The sequence below is a fragment of the Roseobacter sp. EG26 genome (assembly GCF_049830555.1).
In the GTDB taxonomy this organism is placed as follows: Bacteria; Pseudomonadota; Alphaproteobacteria; order Rhodobacterales; family Rhodobacteraceae; genus Roseobacter.
In genome coordinates this window covers 1-12,106 of record NZ_JBNBLH010000007.1, presented here as the reverse complement: position 1 = coordinate 12,106, position 12,106 = coordinate 1, and the positions used below count along the sequence as shown (strand labels likewise).

Here is a 12,106-nt window from a genome sequence, read left to right as displayed (position 1 = left end):
ATGCGCCCCGCGGTTCTTTTCATCCTCATCACCGTCATGCTGGATGCGATGGGGATTGGTCTGATCGTTCCCGTCATGCCGGATCTGATACAGGAGGTTCAGGGTACCGGACTGAGCAAGGCCGCGCTTTGGGGCGGCGTGCTCTCCACCACCTTTGCGCTGATGCAATTCGTCTTTGGTCCGATTATCGGCGGCTTGTCGGACCGGTTTGGCCGCAGACCTGTGCTGCTGCTCTCGCTCGTCGTCATGACATTTGACTATCTGGTAATGGCGGTGGCGGGCAGCATTTTCATTCTACTGTTAGGGCGCGTGATCGGCGGCATTACCGCGGCCACGCAATCAACGGCCAACGCCTATATGGCCGATATCTCCGGCCCCGAAGATCGCGCGGCAAATTTTGGACTGGTCGGTGCCGCCTTTGGCGTTGGTTTTGTCCTTGGACCATTGCTGGGAGGATTACTTGGCGAATACGGCACCAGAGCCCCCTTCTACGCCGCCGCGGCACTCGCCGCCATCAACGCGATTTTTGGCTACTTCATCCTGCGCGAAACGGTCACAGACGCGATTCGCCGCCCCTTTCGATGGTCGCGCGCCAATCCATGGGGCAGCATTCGCCAGTTGGGTAAACTGCCCGGCCTGCGGCCCCTGCTTCTGGTCTACTTCCTGTATCAGGTCGCTTTCATCGTCTACCCGGCAATCTGGTCGTATTTCGGCAAGGAACGATTTGGATGGGATCCCTCCACAATTGGCCTGAGCCTCGCGCTTTTCGGGATCATGCTGGCCATCGTCCAAGGCGGCATGATCCGGTTTGTTTTACGTGTACTTGGCGAAAGAGGCACCGTTCTTTACGGACATCTCTTTGATATCGCAGCATTTATGGCGCTTGCATTTGTCGCCAATGGCACGGTTGCTCTGATCCTGACGCCGCTGGCCGCCCTGGCAGCAGTCATCACCCCGGCACTGCAAGGGATCATGTCCAAAGCCGTCGGCAAGGATGCACAGGGCGAGCTACAAGGGGCACTGACCTCCGCCAGCGCACTGGCGATGATTCTGTCGCCCATGATGATGACCAGCGTCTTCGCCAGTTTCACATCAAGCACCGCACCGCTTTACCTGCCCGGCGCTCCTTTCCTGCTCTCGGCGGCGCTTATCGCATTGGGATTATGCGTCTTTGTGACCTTCTGGCCAAAACAAAGGACCGCAATGAATACGGAATAACAGCGACATCTGGTGTCGTGATGATGCTTGCACGCGCATCGGCATAGGGGCAGGTTCGTCGCAATGTTCAACCGCGCCCGCGCTCAAAGGAAAGTCAGCCGCCTCATGCAAACCATAAAAGCTGCCGTCTGTCGGGCCTTTGGCGCCCCACTTGAAATCGAGGATATCCAGCTGCGGCCGCCCAAATTAGGCGAAGTCGAAGTAACGCTGGATGCGGTAGCCATCTGCCATTCGGATATCTCCTACGCTGAAGGGGCCTGGGGAGGTTCGCTGCCGGCTGTCTACGGACACGAAGCGGCGGGAGTTGTCAGCAAAACCGGCGATGCCGTGCGCGGTCTCAAGGAGGGTGACAGCGTGGTCGTCACCCTGATCCGCGCCTGCGGCACCTGCGGTAATTGTGCGGGCGGCAAACCAACGCTTTGTGATACGCCTTATGACGGCGATCACGGACCGATCAAGACGGCTGAGGGCGGTAAACTGCATCAGGCGATGGCTACTGGAGGCTTCGCTGAAAAGGTCGTCGTGGATCAAAACCAGGTGGTGCGGATCGGCGACAACATTCCCAAAGATGCCGCATCCCTGATTGCCTGCGGTGTGATTACCGGCGTTGGGGCCGTGGTGAATGCAGCCCAGTTACGGGCGGGGCAGGATGTGGTTGTCATCGGTGCCGGCGGCGTTGGCCTCAACGCGATTCAAGGGGCCCGCATCGCTGGTGCGCGCCGTATCGTGGCGGTAGATATGAGCGCTGAAAAGCTTGAGATTGCGAAAGAATTCGGCGCAACTGACGGCGTGCTGGCAACGCAGGACAAACCCTGGAAAGCGGCTTTTGATGCCTTGGGCGGGCGCGGCGCAGATGCCGTCATTGTGACGGTTGGTGCCATTCCAGCCTACGATCAGGCACCGCGCTATCTGGGCACGGGGGGAAAGGTCATCATGGTCGGCATGCCTCATTCCGGTGCACAATCGAGCTATGAGCCGGTCATTCTGGCGGCTGTGGGCCAAGGCATGGTGGGCTCGAAAATGGGGGACGTGGTGATCCAGCGCGACATTCCCTGGATGGTTGATCTATATGCGCAGGGGCGGCTGAAACTGGACGAGTTGATCTCTGGACGCTGGCGACTGGAGCAGATCAACGAGGCGATTGCTGATACCAAATCCGGATCCGCACGCCGCAATGTCATTGTCTTTGACAGATAACTGGTGAGCCCGCCCCGTAAGGTGGGCTTCAGGCCACCGCCCGCTCAAAGGAAACGCGCATGAAACTCGCCGATCTCGACATTATTGTCACCGCCCCGCCTGCACCCGGCTGGGGTGGACGCTACTGGATTTTGGTCAAACTCACGACAGATGACGGCATTGTCGGCTGGGGCGAATGCTACGCCTCCTCCGTCGGACCAGAGGCGATGCGCGCGGTGATAGAGGATATCTATGCCCGTCACATGGCCGGTGAAAACCCCGAAAATATCGAAAAGATGTTTCGCCGCGCCTATTCATCCGGTTTCACCCAGCGCCCCGATCTCACGGTGATGGGCGCATTTTCGGGTCTGGAAATCGCCTGCTGGGACATTCTCGGCAAAGCCCGCAACCGACCGGTCTGGGCGCTTTTGGGTGGGCTGATGAATGACCGCATCCGCGCCTACACATATCTCTACCCGCAACCCGAACACGACATGACTGATTTCTGGACATCCCCGGAGATGGCAGCTGAAAGTGCCTCGGCCATGCTCGCCAAGGGCTACACAGCCGTCAAATTCGACCCGGCAGGCCCCTATACGCTGCGGGGCGGCCACATGCCCGCCATGAGCGATATCTCCCAATCCGTCGCCTTTTGCAAAGCGATCCGAACGGCTGTCGGCGACAGGGCTGACCTGCTTTTCGGCACACATGGCCAATTCACCACCGCAGGTGCGATCCGGCTGGGGCAAGCGCTGGAGCCCTTTTCACCCCTCTGGTTCGAAGAGCCCGTGCCGCCCGATGCGGTTGAGGAAATGGCCAAGGTCGCCCGCAGCGTGCGCATTCCCGTGGCGACCGGTGAAAGACTGACAACCAAGGCCGAATTTGCCGCTGTGCTGCGCGCCGGTGCCGCAACGATCCTGCAACCCGCCTTGGGGCGCGCGGGCGGCATCTGGGAGATGAAGAAGGTCGCGGCCATGGCGGAAGTCCACAACGCCCAGATGGCACCGCATCTTTATGCCGGACCCATCGAATGGGCCGCCAATATTCATCTGGCCGCCTCAATCCCCAATTTGCTGATGGCCGAGACCATCGAAACGCCCTTTCACGACGCGCTGATCAAGAGCAGCATCCAGGTGGAGAACGGCTTCATTACTCCGCCGCAAGCGCCGGGCCTCGGCATTGACGTTGACGAAGATCTGGCACGCGCGCATCCCTACACCGGCAGCGGGCTGCACTTAGAAATGCGCGAAGAGCCCTGTGACTATGTGAACGGCAATGCTTTTGAGGGCGGTGCCCCGGCACCAAAACCCTGAGATCAGGTCCGGGCCGCCTCAAACGCCGCCCAGACCGCTTCGAAGTCTTCAAATGTGATCTGCTTTCCCTTGACCGCGTCAAAGACGATCTTTTCGGAGCGCATCAGCGTTGCGATGGCCTCGCCAAGATGCGGGACAACCGCTTCGGGGATCACCACAGCACCGTGCCGGTCAGCATGTACCAATGCCCCCGGTGTGACCGTCATGCCAAAAATATCAACCGGCTGATCAAAGTCGATCACATGTACAAACCCGTGGCTGGGGCCGATGGAACCGGCCACCACCGAAAACCCTCCGGGCATATCACCCAGATCACGCATGACACCGTCTGTTACCGCGCCCGAGAGCCCAAAAGCCTTGTGAATATTGGTGTTAACCTCGCCCCAATAGGCTCCGATGGCACCCGGTACATCCATATCCTGTATAACCGCCACGCCCGGGCGTGGCCCCTCGGACATGTATTTATAGTAGGCCATGCGGCGGGTCTTGATGACCTCGGTCGGCTCCTGTGGCGGCGTGACCGCCTGAATGCGCGCCGTACGGGCGTGACCCACAATCGCCGGGGCTTCGGGCGCCGAACACAGCATGGTGCCACGGGTGAACGCATTGAACCCGCGCTTGCCCTCGGCCACTTCGATCGCGTTGCAGACCGTGGGCGTATCGACGCGGCGCAACAGTTCCAGAAGTGCGTCGTCCATCATCGTTCCCCCGCCAGTTTTGCGCCCTCCGAGAGAGCGCCGAGTTTCGCAAAGGCAATCTCCGGATCGACAGAACCAAATCCCGCAAATGTGCCAAAACCGCAATCCGACCCGGCAATCACGCGATCCTCGCCCACAATCGACGTGAACCGTTCGATCCTTTGGGCCACAAGTTCAGGGTGCTCCACAAAGTTGGTTGTCGTATCGACAACGCCCGGCACCAGCACCTTGTGATCCGGAATGTCCGATTTGCGATCCCGGAACACGGTCCATTCATGCGCATGGCGCGGATTTGAAGTCTCAAAGAGCACATAGCGGGCCTTGGCGGACATCAGCACGTCAAAGACTTTATCCATGCCAATATCGCAGACATGGGGACCCTCGTAATTGCCCCAGCAAATGTGAATGCGCACGCGGTCCTCGGGCACATCCTGCAACGCGTGGTTCAGGGCTTCCACATGAGCGGCGGCGATCTTGAGAAATTCCGCATCACTCAGATCATTGAAAAGCATGTGTCGCGAAAGCGCCAGATCGGGGCAATCAAGCTGCACGTCGAGCCCGGCGGCAACAATGGTCTGATATTCTTCGCGCATCGCATCGGCGAGGGCCGCAAGATAGGCCTCCCGCGTCTTGTAAAAATCATTTTGCAGGAAAAGCGAAATGACACCGGGCGAGGCCGCGTTCATGAAACCATGTGTCGCGCCATGCTCGGACATGGCCGCCTTCAGATTGTCGATATCCTTTTGCAACTCCCCCTGCCCCTTGGATCTGACCTGCCCGGTGCACATGGGTCGCGCGTATTGCGGTGTGCCACCATCTGCCGCCAAGCGTTTGAGAAAGCTGGGGAATCTCTTTAGGTCCGCCGGTGCGTTACGCGGGCTGTCGCCCGAAAACCCTGTGTAGCGATCCTTGACATAGGTGGCATAGGAAATCTTTGAAGTCTCGCCATCGCTGACAATATCCACGCCCGCTGCGACCTGTTTGGCAACCGTTTGCGAGACCGCTTGCGTCATCGCCGCATCGAAGGCCGCCGGATCATAAGGTTCCTCACGTTCACGGGCGAAAATGAAATCCACGACCTTCTGCGTGCGCGGCAGGCTGCCGACATGTGTGGTGAGAACTGTCATGGCGCGCTCCATGTGGGACCAGCCGGATCATCGGTGCCGAGGATGTGATAAAGCGCGGCCTCACCGGTCATGGAAGGCACCGCGTTGTGCATCAGGTTTTCAGGAACCGACATTGTGTCGCCGGGTGCCAGTGTTGCAGCCCCTCCTTCCCAGGCGACCTTCCAATGGCCGGTAACCGGCATCAGGACCGAGGCACGATCATGCTGGTGCATGTCTGCCGACGCCGAGGCGCGTGTCATCAGTGACACCTCGAACCCCGGTTTATCACGCAACATGGCGTCAGCCCCAATCACACGGGCCGGAGTCTTGTCTGCCAGGGCCACCATGTCCCAGTACCGCGCCACATGATTGGGGATAACATCGGCTGTGGCAGATTCGGGATAGCGGGCCAGTTCCGCCTCCGAAAGCACCGGCATCGCCTTCACACCGGATGGCAGAGACTGGCCCTGTTTGGTGTCGTAGAGCTTGCCTTCTTCAGACAGAACCAGCCCGTGTTCGGCAGCATCCTCGATTACCTGCGGTGCCCAGATCACACCACCACCCGCATCATCACCGCCAAGGATGGCCATGATCATCCCGTAGTCATTGCCGATGTTTTCAAACCCGCGAAATATACCCGTGGGGAGGTTGAAAATATCCCCTTCGTCCAGAATGACTTCGCCGGCATCGCCCCAACGGCCCCAGAAAAACCGCCAACGCCCCTTGAGGACAAAAAACACCTCCGCCGTTCGGTGGCTGTGCAGGGAGTTGCGACACTTCGGCGGCTGGCCCGCGGCACCGATGTTGAACCCGTGCGGGATTGATATGTGAACATGCTGATCAGGGCTTTCAGAGACGCCACCGCCGATGATGGTGAAATTTTCCTTCTGGTCGCTGCCGGGCGTGTGCGCGTCAATGAACGCGGTCTTGCAGGGCTTCAGATCGCCATAGCGAACGATGCGGGTTTCCATTTCGGCGGGGGTCATTCAGCTATCTTTCTTCAGGGTTTCGCGCAGGCTGGCCAGCTCATTGGCAAGACGCGCATTTTCGGATTCGAGCCGTTCAAGTTCGGGCGCGACAAGCGCCGCGATCTCAGCTGTATCAAATCGGGGAGTGATAAATTGCGGGCAATTCCAGTCGAATGCCGCAATCCTGATGGTCATGAGGCGCTCGACCTTGCCCTGTTCATCGCTGGCCAGTGCTTGCGCAAGGTCGGGCGCGGCCGTCGCATCAACCAGGGTCGCGTGACCGATCAGTTTCAAGCGCGTTTTTCGCGGATAATCCGTGGCAAAAAGGGACACGCGGTCGTCGTTTTTCAGATTGCCCGTGCTCACATATTGTCTGTTGCCACGATAATCCGCAAAGCCGATGGTTTGCGCATCCAGCACCTTGAGAAATCCGCGTGGCCCACCGCGATGCTGGACATAAGGCCAGCCTGTCTCCGAAACCGTGGCAACGTAGATTGACGTGCGCGAGGTCAGAAACGCGATTTCATCGTCGCCCAACCCGTCAGGGGCGCCCCGCGCCACCATACGCGCATTGGCGTCACGTGATCCACGCGCTTCCTGCTCCGCTTGGACGGCAGGCGTGAACATGAGGGATCCGAAAGGTTCCATCACGTCACCCGGTGTGCAGCAGGATCTGTTTCCAGATCGTTGTTTCATCGAATATGACGTATTCCCGGCGCAACCCCCAGGGGCCGAATTCCGCGTGGCTGATGCCCAGCAAATAGACCTCGGCTCCTGTGGGCGCGCCAAACCGCCCCCAGCCTGAATGTTTGCCATGCAACGACCAGCGCAGGGCAGCGCGCGGCGGCATCATCGCATCGTCGCGGCCAATCTGATGGTCAATCCGGAACTGCGCGTCAGGGAAAGAGGCGCGCAGCCCCATCCAGAACTGATCGGCATCGCCGTGGCTGTGTCCGGTCATGCCGCCGGGGTATTCCAGATGGGCGGCGCGATCATATTCGGCCCCGACGGCTGCCATATCCGCACCCATGATCCGCGTCAGGATGTCGGCGTACTTTGCACCCCAGGGGTTGTCATTGCCCCGGCCCTTATAGGGCCCGGGTTGATCCGTTGCCGGGCTCAGCGGTTTGACGCAAGCCTCCGCCCCTCCTTCCCGCGCGATCAGATCGGCGGCATATGCCTTGGGCTCCCATCCCAGTTGCCGGACAATCGCCCCCTGATCGCGGATCAGCCATTCATCGTTGATCTGGTTGTTGATGGCATGACAGTCCGCCAGAATGCGGTAAGTCAGCTTCTTGCCGGTCGCCTTGCCGTAAACGCCATCATGGGCATGTGTTGCCGTGCTCAGCAACCGGTGCGAGGATAACATCCCCTCTTCAGGTGTCCCTGACCAGATCACATCCTCCCCCAGCAAGGTTCTGTCGGGAAATTCCGCCAAAGTGGCCATGGTCGCACCAATCACATTCTGATTGCCAATGACTACGGAAGCAGGTGAGCGCACCACGATATCGTCTGAATAATACTGGTGCAGGGTCGCAATGCCGCGATCCTCCCAGATTTCCCGGGTGATCCCGATGATGTAATCGGGAAAGTCCTTGAACTTCGGATCGAAGCCTTTCATGAGCGTTTATTCCTCAGGTTTGCGGGCGGAGCCGCGGATAATCAAGGGGCCATCCAGCGCGATCCGCCGAGGCGCATCATCTGCTTCGGTAAGGCGGGCGAGCAGTGCCTCAACCGTTGCTGCGACCATGCGATTGGCCGGTTGGCGCACGGTTGTCAGATCGTAACTGGGCCAGTGCGACAGGGTCACATCATCGTACCCCACAACCGACACATCCTGCGGTATGCGCAGGCCCAACTCGTATCGCAGCACATCCATCACGGCAAAAGCCATGTGATCATTCGCCACAAATACAGCGTCCGGACGGTCTTCGGTCGCAAACATTTCGCGGGCCGCCGCCTGCGCGGTCTCAAAGTTGAAATTGCCGACACCGCGCGCAAAGAGCTTCATGCCTGCTGCCGCCAGACCGGCAACAAACCCCTTTTCACGGTCAATTTGCGTGGATGCATCCTCCCAGCCCGCGATATGCGCGATGCGGGTATGTCCGCCCGCAATCAGAAAATCCGCCAGTTTTCGGCCCCCCGCCAAATTGTCTGATGTCACACTAGTGAGGCGATCATCATATTGGTGACGGTTGAACAGAACGATGGGAATGCCCAGGCCCTCACAGCGTTTGGTCAGATCGTTCGAAAGACCCACCGAGGCGGCGATGATCGCATCGACCTGATAATCCAATAGCTCGTCAATCACCGATTGTGTGGCGTCATGATCGTTCGATGCCATGAAAACCAGAACGTGGTAACCCTCGGCCTGCAACGCTTTGGACAAGCGTTCAATCGCTTCCGGGTAGAACTGGTTTTCCAGATAGGCCGCGACCAGACCGATGATGCGACTGCGCCCGGTGATCAGCGAGCGCGCGATCACATTGGGCCTGTAGCCCAGTTGCGCCGCCGCCTTGCGCACCTTTTCCGCGGTCCCCTTGCTGACGGAAGCACCGGGTGTGAAAACCCTGCTGACAGCGGATCGGCTGACGCCGGCTTTTTCGGCCACTTCCAGAGAGGTCACTTTACCCATCAGCCTGCTGTCCACCCGCCATCAATCATCATAGAGGTGCCGGTGACCATGGCCGAGGCATCTGAGGCCAGAAAGAGGGCCGCCCCCATGATGTCTTCAATCTCGCCCACGCGGGGCAGTTTGATCTTGTCCATGATCCAGGCAAGGCGTTCGGGGTTGTCGAGTGTCACTGCCGACAGTGGCGTGCGAATGAACGTGGGGCAGATCGTATTGATCCGGATGCCTGATTTGCCCCATTCGATTGCCATCGATTTGACCATGCCTTCCAGCGCATGTTTGGACGCGCAGTAAACCGCGCGGTCCACACCGCCCACATGACCCATCTGACTGGAAATATGGATGATCGAGCCGCGTTTTCCGGCCGACATCAGAGCTTTTGCCGCCTCGGCGGACAGAAAATACGCCCCCCGCAAATTGACATTCATCACCGCGTCAAAATCATCGGGCGTGGTCTCCAAGGCGGGTGAATGACGTGCCAGCCCGGCAGAATTGACCACAATGTCGAAGGGCGCGTCAAAGACAGCGGGCAAAGCGGCCACATCTGTCTGATCAAGCGGCAGGGCTTCGACGGACCAGCCTTGCGCGGCCATAGCATCGACCGAGGCTTGCAGCACGTCCAACCGCCGCGCGGCGCACACGACATGGGCCCCTGCTTCCGCCATGGCCGCGGCACAGCCCAGCCCGATGCCAGACGACGCTCCGGTCACCAGCGCGCGTTGACCGGTCAGGTCAAACTTTGGCGTTCTCGGCAAATCCATCAGAGGGCCACTCCTGTTTCAGGGTCAAATCCCGCGCGGGCCTTGTTGAACTCGCGTAGACGCGCAAAAACATCGACCCCAATCTGATCATACATCTGCAACAGATCAACCAATACCCAGTTTTCACGGATCAACCCGTTTTCCACGCGCCAGAAATCCAGAGAACGCATTTCAATCTTCTGCCCCGTCGGCGCGATGCCTAGCCAGCCTTCTTGAGTGATAGATTGATACATGTTTGGCCAGCCGGTGACAGCGGCGTAATTTGCCTCCCCAAAGAAGTGGTATTCGATCTCGTCCACATATTGCCCCCGATCCGGCATCGCCTTGAGGAAGGGGATCTGGTGCCAGTTTCGAAACCCTTCGATGCCGCGACCACTGCCAATGCCCGAAGGCCCGTACCACATCAGTTTGGAGTGCCAGAAACGGTCCATTTCCATGACCTCCGGCCCGCCCTCGGAAGGGTGTTTCTTGAGATAATTCAACGCATCGATGATTTGCTGGCATGTTGCCATACCCGCCGCTGGATCATGCGGGCCGGAAATGATGCCATCATTACTGGCGGGCGCAGGTATATGCCATTCGCGCCCCAGCGATGGCGTCATCGGCCAGGCATTTGCCTGCATCATCACCTCGGGAATGTCCCAGATCGCCTGCATTTCAACGAGCTGCCCCTCAACAAAGCGGAAGAACTCGTGAAACCGCATGTGGACGATATGCCCTGTCGCCGGAATGTCGCGCCAGGGCCTGTGAAACGTGCTGCAATAATACCCGCCGCAGCCAACCCATTGATGACCCTCCGGCGTGGCCCCGGCCATCACAATGAAATCCCGCCGTTCAAGGTCGGGAAGTGCCCGCTGCAAGGGGACAAAGGCCGTGTCGACGAAGGCGTCAACGCCCTGCATGGTCTCAAATGGGAAGGACAGGCGAAACATTGCATCCGGCGCGGAAATATCCTGCAGCGTTCTGCGCAATGCCTTGATATCAAAATCATAAAGTGCAGCGCGAAAGGGGGCGATCAGCTCTTTGTGGTATGTGGGCAAATCCGTCATGCGGCGGATCTTTCGAGGCGGGTAAAGAGATCGACACCCATCTGCGCAAAGAGATGCACCATGTCCACAAAGACCCAGTTTTCGGTGAATTTTCCACCGGTGCGCAACCAGAAATCCAGGCCCGAAACCTCGATGGGATTGCCCGTTGCCGGATGACCCAGATAAGTCCCGCTGTGCGTCCCGATGACCCCTTTGGGACCAGAGGCGGCCAACAGACGATCCTCTGCAAACAGGCTTTCCAGATGCATCACCTTGCGGTCGGGAAAGGCGATTAACCAGGGATTTTGATGCAGGGTTTCGAACTCGCGCAAGGACAGGCACGCCCCGATGCCGCCGGGGCCGTACCATTTGACATTCGGGTGAAAAAACCGGGCCATCCCCATGCTGCCAAGGTCATTTTCGTCGTAGCGGTTGAGACCGCCAAAGATGAAATTCCGCCCGAAATCAAGTGTCTCGCGGGTTGCGACATCGCTTTGGGCCCCTGTAAGCACCGCGTCATAGGCCGTCGCCGCCGGGAAAACATGCAATGCCCCGCGCGGTTTGGGCAGCACCGGCATGCCAATCTGGTCGCACCAGTCGACGAAATCCCAGATCGTCTGCGCATGGGTAATCTCGCCCGCATCGTCAAAACGCAGGAATTCACCCCATCTGATCCGCAAATCGGTCTGTGTTGCCGGGATACCGAAGGCCGATGCCGTTGCCCGCCCGGTGTAGTACCCGGTGCCAGCGACCCACCACGCGCCATCTTCGGCACCGGTCTCATGCGCCTCGGAGGCACCGCCCATGAAAATATGCACGTCCCGTTTCAGATCAGGGATCGCGGCGCGCAACGGGGCGAAAAACCGGGAAATCACCGCCTCCGCATCGGGTTGCACCCCGATGGGTTCCGGCGCTTGCCAACGGGTGAGCGCTGGCAAAAGCGCACGCGCGCTGTCAGGATCGGTGTCGAGCGCCGTCCAAAGCGCCAGCGCCTTGTCCTTGTTGCGCTGATTGGCGTCCATGCAGGATTACTCCGCCGCTTCCTGCACCGGTGCGCCGGTGCCATAGGGAACATTAACCCCGCCATAGCGTCGCACACGCAGATTGCACTGCTCCGCATGACCGACAAAGCCTTCCAGCATGCACAGACGCGAGCCATAAGCCCCGATTTCTGCGGCCGCCTCATCGGTGAGAACCTTCTGATAG

12 protein-coding genes and 1 pseudogene are annotated in these 12,106 nt (G+C 59.2%); 3 read left to right on the top strand and 10 right to left on the bottom strand.

The window, feature by feature from the left end:
- The 3 genes from ACOTTU_RS15855 to ACOTTU_RS15845 all read left to right on the top strand — a co-directional run bounded on the left by ACOTTU_RS15855 (position 1) and on the right by ACOTTU_RS15845 (position 3,707).
- On the top strand, positions 1–1,218 hold the full coding sequence (locus ACOTTU_RS15855) for a TCR/Tet family MFS transporter (protein ID WP_425659474.1): 1,218 nt from the start codon (positions 1–3) through the stop codon (positions 1,216–1,218).
- Between the two features lie 105 nt (positions 1,219–1,323).
- Entirely contained in the window at positions 1,324–2,415 is a 1,092-nt protein-coding gene (locus ACOTTU_RS15850; RefSeq protein WP_425659473.1) for a Zn-dependent alcohol dehydrogenase, read from the top strand.
- Between the two features lie 59 nt (positions 2,416–2,474).
- The gene (locus ACOTTU_RS15845; protein WP_425659471.1) at positions 2,475–3,707 is read left to right on the top strand and encodes a mandelate racemase/muconate lactonizing enzyme family protein; all 1,233 of its coding nucleotides are present in this window, start codon (positions 2,475–2,477) and stop codon (positions 3,705–3,707) included.
- 2 nt (positions 3,708–3,709) lie between these two features.
- On the opposite strand, the gene ACOTTU_RS15840 is transcribed toward ACOTTU_RS15845, so the two are convergent.
- The 10 genes and pseudogenes from ACOTTU_RS15840 to ACOTTU_RS15795 all read right to left on the bottom strand — a co-directional run.
- Positions 3,710–4,405: an RraA family protein gene (locus ACOTTU_RS15840; protein ID WP_425659469.1), complete on the bottom strand. Its 696-nt coding sequence runs from the start codon at positions 4,403–4,405 to the stop codon at positions 3,710–3,712.
- Positions 4,405–5,532 carry a cobalamin-independent methionine synthase II family protein gene (locus ACOTTU_RS15835; protein ID WP_425659467.1) on the bottom strand — a complete coding sequence of 376 codons (1,128 nt, stop codon included), beginning with the start codon at positions 5,530–5,532 and terminating at the stop codon, positions 4,405–4,407. The genes ACOTTU_RS15840 and ACOTTU_RS15835 overlap by 1 nt, the downstream gene beginning before the upstream one ends.
- On the bottom strand, positions 5,529–6,497 hold the full coding sequence (locus tag ACOTTU_RS15830) for a cupin (protein ID WP_425659465.1): 969 nt from the start codon (positions 6,495–6,497) through the stop codon (positions 5,529–5,531). The genes ACOTTU_RS15835 and ACOTTU_RS15830 overlap by 4 nt, the downstream gene beginning before the upstream one ends.
- Positions 6,498–7,127: a pyridoxamine 5'-phosphate oxidase family protein gene (locus ACOTTU_RS15825; protein ID WP_425659463.1), complete on the bottom strand. Its 630-nt coding sequence runs from the start codon at positions 7,125–7,127 to the stop codon at positions 6,498–6,500.
- A 4-nt stretch (positions 7,128–7,131) separates the two neighbouring features.
- Positions 7,132–8,100, bottom strand: coding sequence for an ester cyclase (locus ACOTTU_RS15820; RefSeq protein ID WP_425659461.1), 969 nt, complete (start codon positions 8,098–8,100; stop codon positions 7,132–7,134).
- Positions 8,101–8,106: 6 nt separating this feature from the next.
- Positions 8,107–9,114 carry a LacI family DNA-binding transcriptional regulator gene (locus tag ACOTTU_RS15815; protein WP_425659459.1) on the bottom strand — a complete coding sequence of 336 codons (1,008 nt, stop codon included), beginning with the start codon at positions 9,112–9,114 and terminating at the stop codon, positions 8,107–8,109.
- Positions 9,114–9,872, bottom strand: a complete 759-nt coding sequence (locus tag ACOTTU_RS15810) for an SDR family NAD(P)-dependent oxidoreductase (protein ID WP_425659457.1) — start codon at positions 9,870–9,872, stop codon at positions 9,114–9,116. Before ACOTTU_RS15810 ends, ACOTTU_RS15815 begins: the two co-directional genes overlap by 1 nt.
- On the bottom strand, positions 9,872–10,921 hold the full coding sequence (locus ACOTTU_RS15805) for an ester cyclase (protein ID WP_425659455.1): 1,050 nt from the start codon (positions 10,919–10,921) through the stop codon (positions 9,872–9,874). Before ACOTTU_RS15805 ends, ACOTTU_RS15810 begins: the two co-directional genes overlap by 1 nt.
- Positions 10,918–11,922, bottom strand: coding sequence for an ester cyclase (locus ACOTTU_RS15800; protein ID WP_425659453.1), 1,005 nt, complete (start codon positions 11,920–11,922; stop codon positions 10,918–10,920). The genes ACOTTU_RS15805 and ACOTTU_RS15800 overlap by 4 nt, the downstream gene beginning before the upstream one ends.
- Before the next feature lie 6 nt (positions 11,923–11,928).
- Positions 11,929–12,106: pseudogene (locus ACOTTU_RS15795) on the bottom strand (histidinol dehydrogenase); the annotation flags it as partial.

What these genes read in the sequence shown, in the direction of transcription:
- ACOTTU_RS15855 (WP_425659474.1), top strand. Translation starts at nt 1, where the DNA reads ATGCGCCCCGCGGTTCTTTTCATCCTCATCACCGTCATGCTGGATGCG.
- ACOTTU_RS15850 (WP_425659473.1), top strand. Translation starts at nt 1,324, where the DNA reads ATGCAAACCATAAAAGCTGCCGTCTGTCGGGCCTTTGGCGCCCCACTT.
- ACOTTU_RS15845 (WP_425659471.1), top strand. Translation starts at nt 2,475, where the DNA reads ATGAAACTCGCCGATCTCGACATTATTGTCACCGCCCCGCCTGCACCC.
- ACOTTU_RS15840 (WP_425659469.1), bottom strand. Translation starts at nt 4,405, where the DNA reads ATGGACGACGCACTTCTGGAACTGTTGCGCCGCGTCGATACGCCCACG.
- ACOTTU_RS15835 (WP_425659467.1), bottom strand. Translation starts at nt 5,532, where the DNA reads ATGACAGTTCTCACCACACATGTCGGCAGCCTGCCGCGCACGCAGAAG.
- ACOTTU_RS15830 (WP_425659465.1), bottom strand. Translation starts at nt 6,497, where the DNA reads ATGACCCCCGCCGAAATGGAAACCCGCATCGTTCGCTATGGCGATCTG.
- ACOTTU_RS15825 (WP_425659463.1), bottom strand. Translation starts at nt 7,127, where the DNA reads ATGGAACCTTTCGGATCCCTCATGTTCACGCCTGCCGTCCAAGCGGAG.
- ACOTTU_RS15820 (WP_425659461.1), bottom strand. Translation starts at nt 8,100, where the DNA reads ATGAAAGGCTTCGATCCGAAGTTCAAGGACTTTCCCGATTACATCATC.
- ACOTTU_RS15815 (WP_425659459.1), bottom strand. Translation starts at nt 9,114, where the DNA reads ATGGGTAAAGTGACCTCTCTGGAAGTGGCCGAAAAAGCCGGCGTCAGC.
- ACOTTU_RS15810 (WP_425659457.1), bottom strand. Translation starts at nt 9,872, where the DNA reads ATGGATTTGCCGAGAACGCCAAAGTTTGACCTGACCGGTCAACGCGCG.
- ACOTTU_RS15805 (WP_425659455.1), bottom strand. Translation starts at nt 10,921, where the DNA reads ATGACGGATTTGCCCACATACCACAAAGAGCTGATCGCCCCCTTTCGC.
- ACOTTU_RS15800 (WP_425659453.1), bottom strand. Translation starts at nt 11,922, where the DNA reads ATGGACGCCAATCAGCGCAACAAGGACAAGGCGCTGGCGCTTTGGACG.